The sequence below is a fragment of the Marinomonas primoryensis genome, assembly GCF_013372285.1.
GTDB classification, from domain to species: Bacteria; Pseudomonadota; Gammaproteobacteria; order Pseudomonadales; family Marinomonadaceae; genus Marinomonas; species Marinomonas primoryensis.
The window spans coordinates 3,008,003-3,028,060 of the sequence record NZ_CP054301.1 but is presented as its reverse complement, the minus strand read 5'-3'; the positions used below and the strand labels follow the sequence as shown (position 1 = coordinate 3,028,060).

The window sequence follows — 20,058 nt, the reverse complement described above, 5'->3', positions numbered from 1 at the left end:
ATACTTTAAAGCGATCTAAAGATCATAAGGAGAGAATAATGTTTGCACGTGATTTAGCAGAATGTGAAAAAACCGACCGTCGAGTTGTGTCCCCAGATGGTAATTGGGAAAGCACTCGTCTGTTATTAAAAGAAGACAATATGGGTTTTTCTTTTCATATTACGACTATCTACGAAGGCAAAGATTTTGATATGCATTATCAAAACCACCTTGAATCTGTGTATTGCATCTCAGGTGAAGGCGAAATAGAAAGCCGTGAAGATGGTCAGAAACACCATATTAAACCGGGTGTTGTGTATGTGTTGGATAAAAATGATGCTCATACACTAAGGGCATTCAAAGAGTTAAAGCTGGCTTGCGTTTTCAACCCGCCAATTACGGGCAAAGAAGTACACAACTCAGACGGCGCTTACGAACTTCTAGATTAAGCTGATGAAATCGACTTTTGTAGATCATGTTGATCACTGTTAGAGGACAATAAAAGGAGGCGCGATAATGTCACCGTTGGCATCAGCTCTAGTGAATGAGCATCTTCATGATGAGACGCTTATTAATCGAAAACTTTCTAATCAAAAGGAAAGTGGACCTAGTGTCAGTGGGGATAAAAGGCAAGATCATTACCCATCTAGGGTCTATCTTTCGCCTACACATATTGACCGCCAAGATCCCATTATTTACTCGCACGACCGACAAAAAGCGCCTCTCGATGAAGCGCTTTTAGATCATTACGAAGAAAATGGTTTTCTATTTCTCGACCATCTTTTTGATGACGATGAAGTGCTCGCTATGCAACATCATATGCAGAGTTTGCGTGATAGTGACGAGATCAAGCAAAGAGAAGAAAGTATTACTGAAGCCAGTAGTGGTGATATTCGTTCTGTCTTTGATGTGCATAAATTGGATGCATTTATTCAAGGTGTGGCAGAAGATCCTAGATTGGTTAAAATCGCAGAATATCTGCTAGGTGATCGAGTATATCTTCATCAGACGCGTTTGAATTACAAACCGGGGTTTCGAGGTAAAGAGTTTTATTGGCATTCAGACTTTGAAACATGGCATGTAGAAGATGGTATGCCACGAATGAGAGCCTTGAGCATGTCTATTACCCTGACACCAAATGACCATAACAACGGTCCTTTGTTGTTGATTCCAGGTTCTCACCATACTTATGTTTCTTGTGTTGGTGAAACGCCAGATAAAAACTATCTATCTTCGCTTAAAAAACAAAATGTTGGCGTGCCAGATGACACATCGCTAGAAGCGCTTATAGCGTCTTCCGGAATTGAGGCCGCGATTGGTCAGCCAGGGCGAGTGATTCTATTTGACTGTAATGTACTGCATGCTTCAAATGGCAACATTACACCAGCACCTCGATCAAACTTATTTTTTGTTTACAACGCCTTATCGAATCGTGTGGATTTGCCATTTGGAAATACCGCGCCAAGACCAGAGTTTATCGCCTCTCGTGAGTTGATAAGAGCACTTTAAAAAAGCGATTAATGCTTAAATTCCCCGCAGGCTTGTGACAATATAGCGGCAGTTTTTTATTTTGGCCGGCATACAACCTTCGGCCCCTTAACAAAGTGGATAAATAATGGGACAACATACAGTTGAAAAAATCGGCGGAACGTCCATGAGTGACTATCGTTCGGTTCGAGATAATATTATTTTTAAGCCTACTCAAGAGAACAACATGTATCAGCGTGTTTTTGTTGTTTCTGCTTATTCAGGCATGACAGACAAGCTGTTAGAGCATAAGAAAACTGGCGATGCTGGTGTATTTGCTTTATTCGCTCAAGAACGTAAGCAGAATAACTGGTTCCCTGCGTTGCAAGACGTGCGCAGTGCCATGCTAGACATTAACCACTCTTTGTTTGAAGAAGGTGAACTGCGTCATAAAGCGGATGCTTTCTTAAATAGCCGTTTGCAAGAAGCTCAAGAATGTTTAGAAGATTTGCATCGCCTTTGCCAGCATGGTCATTTTTCGATTAGCGAACATCTCGCTACAGTACGAGAAATGCTTGCCAGTATCGGCGAAGCACACAGTGCATGGAATACCGCTCACCTTTTACAACGAGACGGTGTAAACGCCGTATACGTTGATTTGACTGGTTGGAATAGTCCAAGCCATATGTCACTTGATGAACGGATTATTGACGCTTTCAAAGAGGTCGACCTAAGCAAAGAGCTGCCGATTGCAACCGGTTATGCACACAGCGAAACAGGTTTGATGTCGACATTCGATCGAGGCTACAGCGAAATGACCTTCAGTCGAATCGCGGTACTCACTGAAGCTTATGAAGCGGTCATCCATAAAGAGTTTCACTTGAGCAGTGCCGATCCTCGTTTAGTAGGGGAAAGCAACGCCGTGCCAATCGGTCGAACTAACTACGATGTAGCGGATCAACTTGCTAACCTTGGGATGGAAGCGATTCACCCAAAAGCAGCTAAAGGTCTACGTCAAAGCGGCATATCATTGCGTGTAAAAAACACTTTTGAGCCAGATCATACTGGTACGCTAATCACTGGCGATTACGTAAGTGACGCGCCGTGTGTCGAGATCATTGCGGGTTGTCGGGGTGTGTTTGCCGTTGAATTATTTGACCAAGATATGGCGGGCGACATCGATAAATTTGATGTGGCGATCTTAAAGGTATTGAATCAGTTTCATGCTCATATTATTGCCAAAGACATTAACGCCAATACCATTACGCATTATTTAGCGATCAATCTGAAAACCTTGAAGCGTGTTATGCGAGCATTGCACGAGCGCTTTTCGGATGCTGAAATTACGCAACGTAAAGTGGCCATTGTGTCTGCGATTGGTAGTGATATGAAAACCACCGGTATGCTTGCGAAAGCGGTTAAAGCCATCGCGGAACAGAATGTGAATGTCTTAGCAATGCACCAATCTATGCGCCAAGTGGACATGCAGTTTGTGGTTGATGAAGAAGACTACGAAAAAACCATTTGTAGTTTACATAAAGAGCTTGTGGAAGTGCACAACCATGGTCGTGCAATTTGTTTAGCATCTTAATATTGTAAGCGAGCACATTGATATAAAAAGACCCCAAGTGTGATTACGCTTGGGGTCTTTTTGTTTAATTTCTTTGTTAATTTCCGTTGAAAGTTTTGTTCTCATTCAACGGATAAGCTCCAAAAAATATCTATTAGAGTTGGGCATCATCCCGATGAACAATCGGCAATCCTTGATTGAACTCGTCTTCAGTGACGGCTTTACTCACATAAAAGCCTTGGCCAAAATCACATTGAAAAGCGGCTAACATCTTCCACTGTGCTCTTGTTTCAATGCCTTCTGCCAGTACTTTAATATTCAACTTGTGTGCCATAGCAATAATGGCTTCGACGATTTTTCGATCGTCTGGGTCTTTTTCCAAATCCGTAACAAAGCTGCGGTCGATTTTTAGCAAATCAACGGGGAGGTTTTTTAGTTGAGCAAGCGAAGAATAACCTGTACCAAAGTCATCAATGGCAATGCCAATCCCCATATCTTTTAGCTTTTGCAGCAGGTCTCTCGCCAGATGAATGTCTTCAAGAATTGACGTCTCTGTGATTTCAAAGGCAATCGATGTGGCTGGAACTTGATATCGTATCAGCAGCTCTTGAACCAAAGTGACAAAGTGAGGGTCACAGAGTTGTTTCGAGGCAAGATTGATATGCAGTAAAATATTAGGCCTTCCTTCCTGCTTTCGTTTTGCCAAATATTTGATACTGTTTTCTAAAACCCAATAACCTAATGCGACAACTTGTCCTGTATTTTCTGCAAGAGGGATAAAGTCATTAGGGAAAATAAGGCCTTTTTGTGGGTGATTCCAACGAATGAGTGCTTCGGCGCCGAATACTTGATTTGTCTTTAGATCAAATTGCGGTTGGAAATATAATTCAAATTCGTTTTCTTGTAATGCTTGAGATAAATCGTCTTCCACTTGGATCAAATTATGTGTACTTATCTTCATTTTTTCAGTGTAAAAAGAGAATTGATTTTTTCCTTTTGACTTAGCCTGGTACAACGCCATATCTGCATTTTGCATAATGGTTACTAGGTCGTAACCATGTTCTGGAATCATTGCAATACCTAAAGATGTACTGAGTATGTAGTCTTTTGTGTCCATCTTTAATGGTGCGCGAATACTTTCTAATATTTTGTTTGCGTGCGTTTCAGCTTCTTTCTGATCGTTAATGTCTCCAATCAAAATACCAAATTCATCACCACCCAAACGTACCACTAAGTCGGATCTGCCTTTTAGCTTGTTTAGTCTGTCTGCAACAAGAGCAAGTACCTTATCGCCCACATCATGGCCTATTGTGTCGTTAATGCGTTTAAAGTTATCCAAGTCAAAGTAAATAAAAGCCGAAATGCGTTTTTGATTGCTATACAGAATCATGGGTAGTCTATCTTGTAAATATCGACGGTTTGGCAGCCCAGTTAATGGATCTTGATAAGCGAGTTGCTGAAGTTCTGTGGTTTTTTCTTTTACTAATTTTCTTAGTCTAAGCGGCTGAATTAAAATCGCGTACAAAGCAATGGAAAGTAAAAATGCCACAAGGAGGCTAATTACATATCCCGTTATACTACGTGCTGTTAATTGCGCATCCAGTGTTTTGCTGATACTGAGCGTCCAAGTTCCAACGGGAAGAATAAGGTCGGTCGATGCCTGAATATCATTCAGAGGGGTAAAAGAAGAAGACAATATTATTTCTTCATTCGTGCCTGCGTATTTTCTTGAAAGACTGTATTGGTAGCCTTCATTTTCGAGCTGCTTTAATTGTGTTGCTTCTAATAGGTTATCTAAATAAATAACGGCAGAAGCCAATCCCCAAAAAATCTCCCGTTGTGTACCTCGGTATAAAAATATTGGTGCACGACTAATAACCGCCACACCACCTTGTACAAGAGGCACAGGACCAAGTGCAAAAAGCCTTTTATCCTTAATGGCCAGCATGGCTTCTTCTCTGAGCCGAGGCATTGAGACGACATCTAACCCAATAGCGGATGCATTTCCTTCTAGAGGATAAATTTTTTCGATGATGCCATCTGGTGCAAGTTGAAGGTTTTCAATACCGCCAATGGATTGAATTAGGGTATTAGCGTATTCCTCAAACCACTCGTTATCGCCATTATTATGCTCTACTTCAAACGCTAAGATCTGAGCCGAAGTGAAAGCAGATGAAAGACGGCGTTCTAGAATAGACGCTTGTGTGCGAGATAGGCCATGCAAAAAAGACTTCTGCTGATCAATAATTGAATCATTCGTCGATTGTGTCCAATAGGTGCCGAATAAAGCAATAATGCAAAAAGCAATACAGGAAATGATAATGGCAGAGGGTTGCTTTAGCTTTGCTTCTTTCAATCAATTGTCCTTAATTAGGTTGATCAATGAATACATCAAATAATACTCATAAATGATTTATTGGTATTTCATTTTTTGTAATTTAATGTGCAAAGTGTCAGCGATGTAGGGTAATGCTATGGCTAAGAGTATCTGATTTTTAGCAAAGTGCTTTTCTGAAGAAAAAAGAGAGCTGCGAAGCGTTGTTCAGAAAAAACGCTTCGCAATTAGGTTAAGTTTATATTAGAGCTAGAAACAATCCTGCAATGGCAATTAGACTACCCGTAACGCGAGTTATAATAGGCGCTTGGAAGCGAGCAATGACCGCACCAAAACCGATTCCAACAAGATGCAATAATGCAGTCGCAGCAGCAAAGCCAAGTGCGTATTCTGCACCGTTCGCATTTAATGGCATTTCTAAGCCATGAGCAGCGCCGTGAAAAACAGCAAATAATCCGGCAATACCTGCGCAAATCGCAACAGGGAAACGTGCTGCGCCGACTAACAAAGCGCCCATTAGAATCACCGACAAGACAATGCCTTGTTCAATAAAAGGCACTTGTACGCCAGCAACGGCTAAACCACCACCCACCAGCATAGTGCCAACGAATGCCGTAGGAATAGCCCACAAAGCACGGCCGCCAAGACTTGCCGCCCAAAGACCAATCGCCAGCATAGCCAATAAATGATCCAAACCACCCATAGGGTGCATAAAACCAGACATAAAACTGGTGGTGTGTTCGTGTCCAGGGTGAGCTAATGCAAGAGCAGGTATTGTAGCAAACAATGCCACTAATCCCATTTTAAGCGTATGTAAACGCATGGTGTCGTCTCCTAAAGGAAAATGATTGAAGATATCTTTTTAAAAGATCTTCCTTAAACCACCGCTCTTGCGGCTGGATTCGTGAATTCTAGCATACTCACCGTAAGGATAAATTGAATGATATTGCCAAGTGCGCACGTTTTTTGCTTAAGAGGAAAGATATCAATACAAAAACGCTTATTATTTCGACTGTTTGTATCTCCCCACCTTCACTTTGCTTTGTTATATTATCTTGAATGGCAATGTTGGGATGAATAAGATGAAGACGATTGGAATGTTAGGTGGGATGAGCTGGGAATCAACGGCCAGTTATTACAAATCTCTCAATGAAGGCGTAAAAGCGGAGCTTGGCGGCTTACATTCTGCGAAGATATTTTTGTACAGCGTCGACTTTGATGAAATTGAAAAGCTACAGCATCAGGGTAAGTGGGCCGAAACAGCGACCATTCTATCCAACGCAGCAAAATCTTTAGAACAGGCAGGCGCTGATTTTTTAATGATTTGTACCAACACCATGCACAAAGTCGCCCCAGACATTGAGGCAAACATCGATATTCCGATCTTGCATATTGCCGATGCTACCGCTCAAAACTTGACTCTAGATGGTATTACTAAAGTGGGATTGCTCGGGACTCGATTTACAATGGAACAAGATTTTTATAAAGGTCGGCTGGTAGAAAAATTTGGCATAGAGGTTATCGTGCCAAACAAAGGTGATCAAACTATTGTGCACGACATTATTTATAATGAACTTTGCCAAGGGATAATACTTCCGCAATCGAAGGCGAGTTACTTAAATATTATAGAGAAGCTTTATGGGCAAGGCGTTCAAGCGGTTATCTTAGGGTGCACAGAAATTGCTTTGCTCGTAAAGCAAAACGACACAAAAATTCCTTTATACGACACGACAGACATCCATGCACAGCATGGTGTTAAATTGGCGTTATCTTGAATTGTAGGCATCACTTTTGAAAACATGGAGGTATGAGAATGTTAATGTTTTATTTAGGTTTGGCAATTATTGGTACGATTGTGCCATACGCGGCTTTTATTCCTTGGCTTCTTCAAAATGGCGTAGACATTACGCAGTTTTTTATTGAAGCCATTGCGAATCCTATTAGTATTTTTGCATGGCTGGATGTGATTATAGCAGCGGTTGCGTTATTGGGTTTTATTGTACACGACGGAGAAAAAAATCAAGTGAAGTGGCGATTTGTTGCGATAGCCGGAACATTGAGTGTCGGCGTATCGTGTGGGTTGCCTTTGTACCTTTACTTGCGCGAAAAGCAGCGCTGTGTAAAAAGTATTTAATTCGCTATTTTTGAGTACAGTTTAAGAGGGCTCATGTTATGGCCAGTGGTTGGGCGCAAGATGGTGCAGTACAAGATCAAATAGACGCGACTGTTGATTCTGAAGTGGAACGTGCGAAAAACAGCATGCCGAAAGGCGAAAGCCTGACTCACTGCGAAGAATGTGACGGCGTAATTCCTGAACCTAGGCGCAAGGCCATTACTGGCGTGCGTTTGTGTATTCAGTGCCAGTCCGAGGCGGAAAAGAAAGGTCGAACGGCCTTGTACAATCGAGCGGGAAGCAAAGACAGTCAGCTACGATAACCCTTTTTACATGATTAACTGCTTTGTTTTTTCTCTTTTGTATTAATCTACGTAGGGTAGCATTACCTACCTTTGACGTCTTTTCCATCGAATTTTTCCTGCTTGATCTTCTCCAATATGGTAAAGTTTCGCCTATTTAAAAGAGTGCTTATGACGGCAAGTCTAGCGCTCTGTTTCTTTCAGAATATATTAAGGATGAGGTTGTGGCAGACACTTACTCAACAGAGGTTAATAAATTAGAGAAACTTCGCGCGGCTTGGTTGCCGGCGGTTGAGTTTCTTTTTGGCGAAGCCGTTGCAGAGGCTAAGTTTGATGGTTTTGAAGTGCGTGATGATATCACTAAGCCAAGCATGGTCTTTGCTTACGTAGGCGAGCCGTACCGCTACACAATTCAGATGCCGGTCAGAGTCTTTACGAATGATGTGATGTTACTGGCGGATGTGATTCAGGAAATGGTACGAGGCTTGTTTCCTATCGGCACGCCAGATACTAAAACATCCGCACTTTGTGAAGGCGCCGCGGTGTTTGGTGCTATTACGGCGATCAAACAAGTGTTTGGCGAAGAGACTGTCGACTCTTATTTGAACGCATTGAAAGAGCAAGCGTTCCCTTTTTATGATGCGTTTTCATATGTCGCGGTTTTGTTAGCGGAAGATCCACAAGCGATCAAGAAACTACGTGGTGTGCAGCCTTTCTTGTACAAGATTGAAAGAGCAGATTTCGAAACAGCGGACGTAGAAATTGATCGAAAAATCAAAGACATTCTTTTGTTATCGTTTCGTGCGTAATAATTAGGCGGGGCAATGGAAGATTGAGTGATTGAAATGACGGCGCGATTAGAATAAAAAAACCGCCCAATATTCTGATATTGGGCGGTTTTTTTGTTATTTAGGTTGCAGTTCGTGTAACTCTTCACTGAACCATATTTTGCGTTTGAAGCGAGGATTTTTCGATGACATATCGATTTTATAAGGATTGGCTTCGTGATTTTGGGGTAAGTCGAGTATATTGCAAAGCTCTTGAGCGAGCCATTTTTCTACTTTTAGTACCACCATTTTCTTACGCAAACGACCTTGTTCATCACGGTTTAATATTGTTGGCAGCGTATTCAACGTTAGAATTTCGCCCAGTGCAGGGTGCGCCATACGTTCACGGCCTTCATCGCTGGCATAAAAATGCGATACGGCAAATACCATGCGTTGAGGGTTGATCTGCTTTAAAAATTGACAAGATTTAACCACGGTAGAACCCGTGCGGACCATGTCGTCGAATAACACAATACTGGCGCCGTCTAAGCCGTCGAATGTATGCTCACTTTCTTTGTGCAGAGTGATTTCAACCTTGCGCTCATCAGTGCGCTCTTTGTCGAGCATGATGAACTTAGCTTTTTTCAGGCCAAGTGTTTTGTACATTTCCTTTACGAAATCGCGCGCGCCCTTGTCAGGAGCACACAGCACAAGTCCTTCGCCGTCTTCGCCGTAATGCAAAATATCTGAATTCAGCAAATAGTGAGCGTAGATTTCATACGGGATTAGGTTGTGGAAATCGCCTTCGAAGACTTCGGTAAATATTTTTTGTACAGAATCAGAATGATTGTGGATCGTCATCACGGTGTCGACACCAGATAACTTAAGCATTTGTGCGTACAGTTTTGCGGTGAAAGGCTGGCCGTCAAATTTCTTAACGTCCTTTATATCACGCTCAAAATTGGTTTCGCCTAAGCTAATGTGCGGGCCACGATCTTGCGCACTGTAGAATAAATCTGGTTCCACCAATATCACGCGAGCCGCGCCGTTTTCTTTGGCTGCTCGAGCAATGATGAAATTCGACATTGCAAGTTCTTGGCGGCTTTTTACATGGCTGCCAGTACTGACAATAATGACAGACTTACCTTTAAGCTTGCGGCCGATATTAGCAAAATCTGCCTCATCAGAAATGAACCGAGGGCAAAATTCGGAATTCATGAATTGCTTCATACTGATCAAATCAGCGATGTCATCGTATTGACCCATTGCGTAAGCGACATCGATAGCAAATGGATTATCAGAAGAGTTACTAACAACTACGACATTGGTTGACTGACTGGTCGACAAAGTCATTAAATATCCTTAACGAAGGGGTAGGGGATTTGCGCAGATTTTAATACTTGTGGACTTGTTTCGATAGGGCTTATTGAGGATAAATGGTATTTTTATGTCGATTAGGTGTCACATAAGATTGCTCCTGAGCATGAATTCAAGTGAAACCTTGATGTCATTCTATTAATTCTGAAAACCCTTTAGTGGAATGCATAGATAGGGAGAGCGCTATCCTGCTATATTTTGAGTTCCATCAGCTGGATCAATATGTCTAAATTCTAGGGGAAGGAAGTATGAGTACGACGGACATTCGTAATATGGAAAAAACGTTGTTATCCGATAGTTGGTATACCTTAAATAAGTTTTCGTTTGAGTTGAAAGACAAAAATGGACAGTGGCAATATCAAGAGCGTGAAGCGTACGATAGAGGCAATGGTGCAACGATTTTACTCTACAACACTGAAAAAAAGACCGTAGTCCTAACACGACAATTCAGATTGCCCACTTACGTAAATGGCAATCATGATGGGATGCTGATCGAATCTTGTGCGGGCTTATTGGATCAAGACAACCCAGAAGAGTGTATTAAACGAGAGACGCATGAAGAAACGGGTTTTCATGTTGAGAGCGTCACAAAAGTCTTTGAAGCTTACATGTCACCCGGTTCAGTGACAGAAATGCTGTATTTTTTCGTTGCTCAGTACTCTGACCACATGAAGGTGTCTGATGGTGGTGGTCTTGAACATGAACAAGAAAATATTGAGGTACTTGAATTAGATTTTCAGCTTGCTTGTTCCATGATGGATTCTGGAGAGATTAAAGATGGGAAAACCATTATGCTGCTGCAATACGTTAAATTAAAAGGTTTGCTCTAATGTTGACTAACGTAGAAGGCAAGTTCGATGATTATCCTGATGAAGTGAAAACCATCATGTTAGGGATGCGGGAATTGATTTTATCCGTAGCTCAAGACAATCAACTTGGTGCGGTTGAAGAATCGCTAAAATGGGGGGAGCCGAGTTATTATGTTAAAGGTGGCAGTCCAATAAGAATTGATTGGAAGCCTAAGGCGCCAGACCAATATTGCTTTTACTTTAACTGTAAAAGTAAATTAGTCGATACCTTTCGAGAACTGTATTCCGATCAGTTTGAATTCGAAGGAAACCGTGCGATTGTGTTGAGACTGAATCAAGACGCCCCGCTTAATTGCCTACGGCATTGCATTGAAATAGCAATGACATACCAGAAAAATAAACACCTCCCTTTATTAGGGGCATAACGTTTATTGTCTAATTGAATAGGCGCGGTAATGGACACTGCATTTCCCCAACACTGCAACATTTTTTGTCTTTAAGGCGCTATCTTAGCTACATTTATGGGCGTCTCCAGTGTTCCTATACTTCTTTACCGCCTCTATCAGGAAACGTAGAAATTTTTTTCACGCGAGTGATGCTGATTGTTCTCAGTCCGTTAAATATCTCAATGTGGGGGTTAGGTGGGTTCTACCTGTCTTTAATGCCTTCAATGGTAGCCAAAGTTACAGGTTCTAGTTCTGTGTTATTAGGCGAGGTCACTGTTACTCTGCTGACTTTGTCTGGCTCGATCGCTATTGCTTATTCTTGTCAGCGCCAACTTACACATTGCTTGGCTTATGATGGCTGGATCGACCCTTGTGAGATTGGGTTTTTCTAGGGATCTTGGGAAGTTTAATGCCGCAGGTAGAGCCTCATCAACGAGAAGGGCTTATGGCTGTATATTATTTGGAAAGCTATCTGGCTTAGTTTGTATTGTAGACAGATGGTTGGCTAAGGGATGGCCTAACGTGATGCTGTATCTTTTCCGAAACTGCATAGGCGTTATATCAAAAGCGAGTTTAAATTTTTTGGCAAAATAGGCCGAGCAGTTGAATCCACTTTCATAGGCTATATCTGAGATTCGTTTATTGCTTTCGGTTAGTAGTTGGACTGATTTTCGTAGTCGGTAATTCAACAAATAGCTGTTTGGAGAACAGCCTAGGGTGTTACGGAACATACGATAGCACTCGCTCTCGCTGATGTTTGCTGCATTACTGATATCGGCAATGGAAATGCGTTCTTCATAGTGCTTGTGGATATAGTCGAGCAAAGAATGTGCGCGCTTTTCATTGCTCTTTGATGTGTTTTGATCTGACGCTGTGTTTAGCTGATGAGAGCAGAAAAGGTGCCAAAACTTCATTAAAGCGATGTTTATGTAAAACTCGCGGTCAGCGCTTTGTGTTTTCCAGACGTCAAAGGCATCGGATAGTTCTTTAATGGCAAGTGAATGCCACGTTTTATCAGTATCAGAAAATTTGTAGGCCTGAAGCTCTTTGTTGGTGATGACTGGCAAAATATTTTTTTTATAAATGAGCCCGTGATTCACTCCCCCAAGCATTTGTGGTTTAAACAATACATTGAGTATTCGGCATTCCCCCACGCTGGCGTTCGTGAGTTTATGTAGAATCCCTGCGTTTATAAAGATCATTTCTCCCGCTTGAACAATCTCGCTAGTGTTAATGCATTCGACTTTCGTCGCCCCTTCCGTTACCAGCACAATTTCAATTTCGTCATGCCAGTGCCAAGGGACCTCCCCACCAAAGAACTCTGAAAAGCACTCATCATAAATAGCACAAGGGAAGTCATCATTACCGTGAGCGGTAAGTTCCCTGCCATTTTTTTCTGTTTCTAATTTATAAATTTGCATATTTGATTTTGGTAGGATTGTTATAGTTTAAGAGAGTATATGCCTATAAGAATAAAGTTAAAGACAGTATTGTTTTAAAAATACTTTTTTGGGACACAGGTTTTTATGTTGTTACTGTTTATCATCTACTTAGCGTTTATTAGCTTAGGGTTGCCCGATGCGGTTTTAGGAGCGTCTTGGCCTGTGATGGGGCGTGATATAAACGCCTCGCTTGAGTTTGCGGGAGTTGTTTCACTTATAATCAGTGCTGGAACCGTTATTTCGAGTCTTTTAGCCACTAAAATGATCCACCATTTAGGCATCGGAAAAGTCGTTGCTTTTAGTGTATTACTAACGGCTGGAGCGCTACTTGGGTTCAGTATGTCTCATGTGCCTGTTGCCCTTATGTTATTAGCGGTTCCATTAGGAATTGGAGCGGGGGCGGTTGATGCGGCACTAAATAATTTTGTCGCAGTGCATTATAAGTCGAAGCACATGAACTACCTGCATTCATTTTGGGGTGTAGGAGCAACCGCTGGCCCGCTTCTCATGGCGAATTACTTAATCCTGAACGAAGGGTGGCGTGATGGGTACGTTGCGATTGCCAGCCTTCAATTCTTACTTGTTATTGTGCTTTTTTTGACGCTGCCACTATGGAAAAAAGTGTTGGTTAAGCCTTTGGGGAATGATAAAGAAGTCACTCCGTTTGTGAGTAATGTTTCGGCGTTAAAAATAAAGGGCGTGTCACTGCAATTGGTTATGTTTTTTTGTTACAACTCAGTAGAGACGGGTGCCGGACTATGGGCAGCGAGCTATCTGACTATGGAGAAAAATGTTTTTCCAGTAGACGCTGCCTTTTGGGTAGCGATGTATTATCTCGGTATTACGATAGGGCGTTTTTTTTGTGGCTTTATTGCGGAAAAAATCGCAGAAGAAACTCTCGTCCGCTGTGGTGTGGTGATTATGATATTCGGCTGTGTGATGCTTGTGCTTCCTTTGTCAGGATTATGGGCAAAAGCGGGGTTGATGCTTATTGGGCTAGGTTGCGCCCCTATTTACCCGAATACGATTCATATGATACCTAAGCGTTTTGGGTTGGCTGCATCACAAACCATTATTGGATTATCCATGGCAACCGCTTATATGGGAATGACCATTATACCGCCCATACTTGGTATGACGGCAAAAACGTTTTCCTTTGCTTCATTCCCCATTATCCTGCTGTTGCTTAGCGGCATTATTTTTGTGACCACTGAGCGGTTAAGGGAGTGTCGTGTCAATGCGTCTTCGATTAATCGTTCGTCCAATAGCGTTTAAGTTAAGCGCATTGATGAGCAAAGAAGTGAAGATGACTCAGCGTCGACAAAAAATATTGCTGTTGCTTGAGTTAAACGAACAAGTGTCATCGAGGGAACTCAGCCATCGACTTCATGTTTCGTATGACACCATTCGAAAAGATGTAATTAATTTAGAAAAACTAAGGATGTTAAAACGCGTTAAAGGCGGGGCAATTGTATTAGAAGAGGGTTCGGAGGTAGATGATAAGTAGTAGCTATTTTTTATTTAGTTGCTTTAGGCTTTTGTAATGAATTAGATACATCATGAGATGTTCTTTCTTTTTAAAAAAACTATAAATAACCCGATTCATTTTCTCTAAATAATTTTATTATTTTCTATTGGTGTATGAGAGTCATGTCTTGTGGCGTTTTGCGCTGACGACGTTAGTGACGCAAGTAAAACACCACAAGGCATGGCTTCCACCAATTTACTTTCTCCAACAAACTACCTAACTTCACATTGCTGATAACAACTCGGTGATCTTGGGCAGACTGCGCCACGTGAGCAGATCAGCCGAGCGTGGCTTTCTATGCCGCGCTCTACCCAATTAATATTAAGTATCTTAGCTACGCTCATCAGGTCTTTTTTGATGCTTTTCGGAATATGAGACGAGCCACCGCCAGCAACGCATGCTTGCTTTAAATCGTCTGCGATGGAAATGGCGTCTTTACCCTGCGCGTTTATCGCAGGGTTGAGGTCGATACCAGAGCAAAGTACGTGGCTGTTGCCGGCAAGGTCTTGCACCTTCACCGATTCACACGCGTAAATGCGCGGTTCGTTACCGACATTAAGGATAGATATTTGTGCGGACGATCCAGTGCTCGGCTCGCTGATTTTTCGAAACACCGCCCAATGTTGGCAAGGGTCTTCCACCATGCTCATGTTTCCCCAAGGTAATGGAATGCCATTTCCTCGGTACACGGCTTTGAGTTTGCCTGGTGCGTAAGCGTCGAAATAATGCCAATGAGGATAAGGCGAAGCGGCTGTCATACGGCGCATGGCAACGGATTCTGACACGCCAGCCAATTGCGCGGTGTTGATCTCGTAACCATTGCGATCCAGCATTTGTCGAAACGGCACTTTAGGGCAAAGCAACGCACCGGCAAAGAAGCTGCATTCAAAATCCCGCCATGCATGCAAAATATCTTGCGCGTCCATTCCTGAGGATTGCATCTTCGAGTTCTGAGCTTGCAGTGGCGAAATCTCATTGCGTCCTGTTACTAAGACATTTTTCATGCCGTCTTTGTCGTGCAACACCGCATGGCCAATGTGCACCGCGAGGTTGTATTTCAAACGCTGTGGTTGGGATTTCATGATCTGATTAATGTAAATCGTGTTTGGTGGATCAAAGAAAGAGGTGACGACATGGCTTTCATCAATGCCCATGCTTTCTAACACTGCCAATGGTGTTTTACGAAACCATTTGATCTGCAAGCCCATTTGTTTGGTGATGGCGACAATTTCGTCAAGGCTTAATGGCAAGCGCTTAAGGCCAACGTCTTCTGCCGCACGCTCCAAATCGGGAAAATGGTTTTGGTTATGTTCCTGATGGGCGCGGATGAGCAGGTGGGCGAACTGTCGGCCACTGGTGCCTGTTTGAGAAAGCATTTCTGGAATGGCGATCTGCAGTATTTCTTTGGAGAATAAAAAATTTGGTTCTAATGCCATGCCGCTGATGCCACCACCAGAACCTTTCGATGGCGTAATGGCGTCTTCTTCGGGAATATCATCCAAAAACCACTCGACATTTTTTTGAAAAACGTTGGCAATAACCTCCAAAACGTCTTCACTGGGAATGCGTTTCCCCCTTTCTATCATCGACAAATAAGACACAGACGGCGCAGATTCTGCGTCGATTTTTATGCATCTTGCAGATAAGTCTTCCATCGTCAAACGGTTACGTTTACGTAGGTTGCGGATTTTTGTACCCAGAAAATGGGCTTTGCGATTTAGGCTATTTTTATTTTTCATTTTTGTAAAATTTACACTGTGTAATTCTTATTGTGAAATTTTATCTTAGTTGCGCATAGACTATAAATCAAGCAAGCGGGAACGGTTTTCTCAGCGGCTAATTTTATAAAGATAAGAATAAAGCTCACTAAAGAAGGAAAGCGAGATGAATATGCCCTTACCTAAAAATAACAGTCTGATCCACACAGGGTTTTGCAACTTCATCAATGAAGAAGTGCTTCCCTTTCATACCCTCGAGCCAACAAAATTTTGGCAAGATTTAGAACAATTAATTTCTGATTTAGCGCCGATTAACCGCCAATTATTAACGAGTCGCGATGTTATGCAGCAGCAGATTGACCAATGGCATCTTGCTCAAAAAGGTCAGCCAATGGACATTCAAGCGTATGAGGATTTTTTACGTGAGATAGGTTACTTGGTAGAAGAGGGAGACGATTTCACCATCACGACGGATAACGTGGACGATGAAATTGCGACGCTTGCAGGACCGCAATTAGTCGTACCTGTTAAAAATGCACGTTTTGCATTGAATGCGGCGAATGCTCGTTGGGGCAGTTTGTATGACGCCTTTTATGGCACCGATGTGATTGCAAAAACCACGGGCCTGGAAACCAATAAAGGCTATAACGCTGCACGTGGTGAACAGGTGATTGCTAAAGCCAAAGCCTTTTTGGATGACGTATTTCCTCTTGAAAGTGGTTCTCATAAAGATGTGAGCAGTTATGTGGTTTATTACCACCATTTACTGGCTTTCTTTGACGATGGAAGCCAAACCGGTTTGAAACAACCTTCTCAGCTGGTGGCGGTTAATGGTCAGCGCAGCGATCCTGAAGCGGTCTTATTGAAGAATAACGGCTTGCATGTAGAGATCCATTTTGATCGTAACGGCCAAAATGGCGTGAAAGATAAAGCCAACATTAATGACATTATTATTGAGTCCGCACTGAGCGCCATTATTGACTGCGAAGACTCCGTTGCGGCTGTTGATGCTGAAGACAAAATTGATGTTTACCGCAACTGGTTGGGTTTGATGCAAGGCACGCTAGAAGCCAGCTTCGAGAAAGACGGACAAACGCAGACGCGTCGTATGAACCCTGATCGCTGCTTTACGGATTTGCATAACAAAGAGTACCGCTTGCATGGTCGTTCTCTATTATTGGTTCGAAATGTTGGCCACCTAATGGAATGCGATTTGATGCAGGATGAACTGGGCAATTTTGTACCAGAAGGCATTATGGATGCGGTGGTAACGGCTTTAATCGGCGCGCTGGATTTACAGCGTAACGAAGGCATACGAAACAGCCGAACCGGCAGTATTTATATTGTTAAACCTAAGATGCATGGACCCGATGAAGTGGCGTTTAGTTGCGAGCTGTTTGGTCGTGTAGAGCAGATGTTGGGCTTGCCAAAAAACACCATCAAGATCGGCATTATGGACGAAGAACGTCGCACGACGTTGAACTTAAAAGAGTGTATTCGTCAGGCTAAATCGCGCGTGTTTTTCATCAATACCGGCTTTTTGGATCGCACTGGTGACGAGATTCATACCAGTATGCAAGCCGGGCCATTTTTGCCAAAAGATCAGATTAAAAATCAGCCTTGGATTCAAGCGTATGAAAATCGCAACGTAGACATCGGTTTGCAATGTGGTTTGCCGGGTAAAGCTCAGATTGGTAAGGGCATGTGGGCCATGCCAGATGAAATGGCGGCGATGATGGAAGCAAAAATTGCGCATCCAAAAGCAGGCGCCAACACGGCTTGGGTGCCTTCACCTACCGCGGCGACACTGCATGCGTTGCATTATCACCAAATAAATGTGTTTGACGTGCAGGAGCGAATTAAATCACGCCCTAAAGCGAATCTAACGGATTTACTGAGTATACCGATAATTCCTCACAATCTGACCTTGTCGAGTGAAGTGATAGAACGTGAGGTTGAAAACAACGTTCAAGGCTTGTTGGGCTATGTAGTGCGCTGGGTAGAAGCAGGCGTTGGCTGCTCCAAAGTGCCAGACATCAATAACGTGGGTTTGATGGAAGATCGCGCCACCTTACGCATCTCCAGCCAACATTTGGCAAATTGGTTGCTGCATGGCATTTGCGATAAAGCACAGGTAGATAACGTGATGCAGCGCATGGCCGTAGTTGTTGATGAGCAAAACAAAAACACCGAAGGCTATCGCCCGATGATGTCTCATGAATCAAAGAATACCGGGTCATCAAGCCTCGCGTTCAAAGCAGCACAAGACTTGATTTACAAAGGTGTTATTCAGCCTAACGGCTACACCGAGCCATTGCTTCATGCTTATCGCGTGCAGATGAAAGAAACGAGTTAAGCGAGCGAATTGAAAGAGTTTAAACATTAGAGCGTTACAAATTGATTAATTTAGACAACCTAAAGAGTGAGAAATGCTATGCAAACTTATAACAATAAAACCCAGCAAGCGAGCAATACCATCAATCAACAAGGCCCAACGTGGGCGGCAATGAACCCTGAGTTTGTGGCTAGAATGCAATTGCAAAACCGCTTTAATACGGGTTTAGACATTGCTAAATACACCGCCAAAATTATGCGCGAAGACATGACTAGTTACGATAAAGACCCAGCAAATTACACGCAGTCATTGGGTTGCTGGCATGGTTTTATCGGCCAACAGAAAATGATTTCTATTAAGAAGCATTTTGGCACTACTCGCAGCCGTTATTTGTACTTGTCAGGCTGGATGGTCGCAGCGATGCGCTCTGAATTTGGCCCTTTGCCGGACCAGTCAATGCATGAAAAAACCTCAGTTCCAGCCTTGATTGAAGAATTATATACCTTCTTGAAGCAGGCCGATGCTCGTGAACTACAACATCTATTCAAAGAAATGGACGAAGCAAGAGAAGCAGGTGATCAAGTTCGCGAGCAAGCAGCGCAGAATAAAATAGATAACTTTGAAACTCATGTTGTGCCGATTATCGCAGACATTGACGCTGGCTTTGGTAATGAAGAAGCGACGTATTTGTTGGCTAAGAAAATGATTGAAGCGGGCGCGTGCTGTATTCAGATTGAAAACCAAGTGTCGGACGCGAAACAATGCGGACATCAAGATGGCAAAGTAACCGTGCCTCATGAAGACTTTCTAGCAAAAATTAACGCGGTTCGTTACGCCTTTTTAGAATTGGGTGTAGACGATGGTGTCATCGTTGCGCGTACTGATTCTTTGGGTGCGGGTTTAACGCAGAAAATCCCTGTATCGCAAAGCGCGGGTGATTTGGCAGAGCAATACAATGCTTTTATCGATGGCGAAGAAGTGACGTCGTTAGAACAAATGAAATCCGGCGATATGGCGATCAAACTGGGTGATCGATTGATCAAGCCAGCTCGTTTGGCGAATGGTTTGGTTCGTTTCAAACCAAATACCGGTGAAGACCGAGTGGTATTGGACTGCATTAACTCGTTGCAAAACGGCGCAGACTTACTGTGGATCGAAACGGAAAAGCCACACATAGGTCAGATCGCGTCGATTGTGAATCGTATTCGTGATGTGATGCCAAATGCCAAATTGGTTTATAACAACAGTCCGTCATTTAACTGGACGCTTAACTTCCGTCAGCAAGTGTTTGATGCATGGTTAGCAGAAGGAAAAGACGTTGCTGAGTACCAGCGTGAAAAGTTGATGTCACAAGACTATGACGCTACGCCATTGGCGGCCGAAGCAGATGAGCGCATTCGTTGTTTCCAAAAAGACGCGGCGGCGCAAGCGGGTATCTTTCATCATTTGATTACCTTACCGACTTACCATACTGCGGCATTGTCTACGGATAATTTAGCGAAAGATTACTTTGGTGAAATGGGAATGTTGGGTTACGTGAAAGAGGTTCAGCGTAAAGAAATTCGTCAAGGCTTAGCCTGTGTGAAGCATCAAGATATGTCTGGGTCAAACATGGGGGATGATCACAAAGAGTATTTTTCTGGAGCACAAGCGCTTAAAGCGTCAGGCAAAGACAATACAATGAATCAATTTGCGGTCTGATTAAGCGAAGAATAATCTGATTGTATTGATATCAAAGGTCAGCAGTCTTCCCCCTGCTGGCCTTTTTTATTGTGTTCTTAAAAAAGCGATAAAAATATTTTCAGGAAGCGCTTCTACGTTGATTATTTTAAGGCATAAAAATTTGCTTTTGTATCTCCGTTTCTTGTAG

The 20,058-nt window shown here is 42.8% G+C and carries 18 protein-coding genes; 13 read left to right on the top strand and 5 right to left on the bottom strand.

Annotated features, from left to right (window positions below; genetic code table 11):
• Positions 1-38: 38 nt before the first annotated feature.
• From MP3633_RS14030 to MP3633_RS14020, 3 genes are all read left to right on the top strand, one after another.
• Positions 39-428: an ectoine synthase gene (locus MP3633_RS14030; RefSeq protein ID WP_112137125.1), complete on the top strand. Its 390-nt coding sequence runs from the start codon at positions 39-41 to the stop codon at positions 426-428.
• Between the two features lie 67 nt (positions 429-495).
• Positions 496-1,488 (top strand): ectoine hydroxylase, encoded by a 993-nt coding sequence (gene thpD / locus MP3633_RS14025; protein WP_176336005.1) that lies wholly within the window; start codon positions 496-498, stop codon positions 1,486-1,488.
• 106 nt (positions 1,489-1,594) lie between these two features.
• Positions 1,595-3,037, top strand: a complete 1,443-nt coding sequence (locus tag MP3633_RS14020) for an aspartate kinase (RefSeq protein WP_176336004.1) — start codon at positions 1,595-1,597, stop codon at positions 3,035-3,037.
• Positions 3,038-3,170: 133 nt separating this feature from the next.
• On the opposite strand, the gene MP3633_RS14015 is transcribed toward MP3633_RS14020, so the two are convergent.
• Positions 3,171-5,372 (bottom strand): putative bifunctional diguanylate cyclase/phosphodiesterase, encoded by a 2,202-nt coding sequence (locus tag MP3633_RS14015; RefSeq protein WP_176336003.1) that lies wholly within the window; start codon positions 5,370-5,372, stop codon positions 3,171-3,173.
• Positions 5,373-5,589: 217 nt separating this feature from the next.
• A complete protein-coding gene (locus MP3633_RS14010) occupies positions 5,590-6,174 on the bottom strand; it encodes a HupE/UreJ family protein (protein ID WP_176336002.1) in 585 nt (194 codons plus the stop codon).
• Positions 6,175-6,433: 259 nt separating this feature from the next.
• On the opposite strand from MP3633_RS14010, the gene MP3633_RS14005 reads away from it, so the two are divergent.
• The 4 genes from MP3633_RS14005 to MP3633_RS13990 all read left to right on the top strand — a co-directional run bounded on the left by MP3633_RS14005 (position 6,434) and on the right by MP3633_RS13990 (position 8,575).
• Positions 6,434-7,126 (top strand): aspartate/glutamate racemase family protein, encoded by a 693-nt coding sequence (locus MP3633_RS14005; RefSeq protein WP_176336001.1) that lies wholly within the window; start codon positions 6,434-6,436, stop codon positions 7,124-7,126.
• 38 nt (positions 7,127-7,164) lie between these two features.
• Positions 7,165-7,485 (top strand): DUF2834 domain-containing protein, encoded by a 321-nt coding sequence (locus tag MP3633_RS14000; protein ID WP_112137133.1) that lies wholly within the window; start codon positions 7,165-7,167, stop codon positions 7,483-7,485.
• 38 nt (positions 7,486-7,523) lie between these two features.
• Positions 7,524-7,787, top strand: a complete 264-nt coding sequence (locus MP3633_RS13995; protein WP_176336000.1) for a DksA/TraR family C4-type zinc finger protein — start codon at positions 7,524-7,526, stop codon at positions 7,785-7,787.
• 203 nt (positions 7,788-7,990) lie between these two features.
• Entirely contained in the window at positions 7,991-8,575 is a 585-nt protein-coding gene (locus tag MP3633_RS13990; protein WP_176335999.1) for a hypothetical protein, read from the top strand.
• A gap of 96 nt (positions 8,576-8,671) precedes the next feature.
• Here the strand turns inward: MP3633_RS13990 and MP3633_RS13985 are convergent, their stop codons facing one another.
• Positions 8,672-9,886, bottom strand: coding sequence for a phosphoribosyltransferase family protein (locus MP3633_RS13985; protein WP_112137139.1), 1,215 nt, complete (start codon positions 9,884-9,886; stop codon positions 8,672-8,674).
• Between the two features lie 272 nt (positions 9,887-10,158).
• On the opposite strand from MP3633_RS13985, the gene nudK reads away from it, so the two are divergent.
• On the top strand, positions 10,159-10,740 hold the full coding sequence (nudK, locus tag MP3633_RS13980; RefSeq protein ID WP_176335998.1) for a GDP-mannose pyrophosphatase NudK: 582 nt from the start codon (positions 10,159-10,161) through the stop codon (positions 10,738-10,740).
• Entirely contained in the window at positions 10,740-11,144 is a 405-nt protein-coding gene (locus tag MP3633_RS13975) for a DUF1801 domain-containing protein (RefSeq protein ID WP_112137143.1), read from the top strand. Before nudK ends, MP3633_RS13975 begins: the two co-directional genes overlap by 1 nt.
• Positions 11,145-11,608: 464 nt before the next feature.
• Here the strand turns inward: MP3633_RS13975 and MP3633_RS13970 are convergent, their stop codons facing one another.
• Complete coding sequence (locus MP3633_RS13970; RefSeq protein ID WP_176335997.1) at positions 11,609-12,586, bottom strand: AraC family transcriptional regulator; 978 nt, start codon at positions 12,584-12,586, stop codon at positions 11,609-11,611.
• 105 nt (positions 12,587-12,691) lie between these two features.
• Between MP3633_RS13970 and MP3633_RS13965 the strand changes: the two genes are divergently transcribed.
• Entirely contained in the window at positions 12,692-13,882 is a 1,191-nt protein-coding gene (locus MP3633_RS13965) for an MFS transporter (RefSeq protein ID WP_176335996.1), read from the top strand.
• The gene (locus tag MP3633_RS13960) at positions 13,845-14,114 is read left to right on the top strand and encodes a DeoR family transcriptional regulator (RefSeq protein WP_176335995.1); all 270 of its coding nucleotides are present in this window, start codon (positions 13,845-13,847) and stop codon (positions 14,112-14,114) included. Before MP3633_RS13965 ends, MP3633_RS13960 begins: the two co-directional genes overlap by 38 nt.
• Before the next feature lie 233 nt (positions 14,115-14,347).
• Here MP3633_RS13960 and MP3633_RS13955 read toward each other — a convergent pair whose 3' ends face one another.
• Complete coding sequence (locus MP3633_RS13955) at positions 14,348-15,874, bottom strand: DUF3612 domain-containing protein (RefSeq protein WP_176335994.1); 1,527 nt, start codon at positions 15,872-15,874, stop codon at positions 14,348-14,350.
• 145 nt (positions 15,875-16,019) lie between these two features.
• On the opposite strand from MP3633_RS13955, the gene MP3633_RS13950 reads away from it, so the two are divergent.
• Positions 16,020-18,209 carry a malate synthase G gene (locus tag MP3633_RS13950; protein ID WP_176335993.1) on the top strand — a complete coding sequence of 730 codons (2,190 nt, stop codon included), beginning with the start codon at positions 16,020-16,022 and terminating at the stop codon, positions 18,207-18,209.
• 78 nt (positions 18,210-18,287) lie between these two features.
• Positions 18,288-19,889 carry an isocitrate lyase gene (locus MP3633_RS13945; RefSeq protein WP_176335992.1) on the top strand — a complete coding sequence of 534 codons (1,602 nt, stop codon included), beginning with the start codon at positions 18,288-18,290 and terminating at the stop codon, positions 19,887-19,889.
• Positions 19,890-20,058 lie beyond the last annotated feature (169 nt).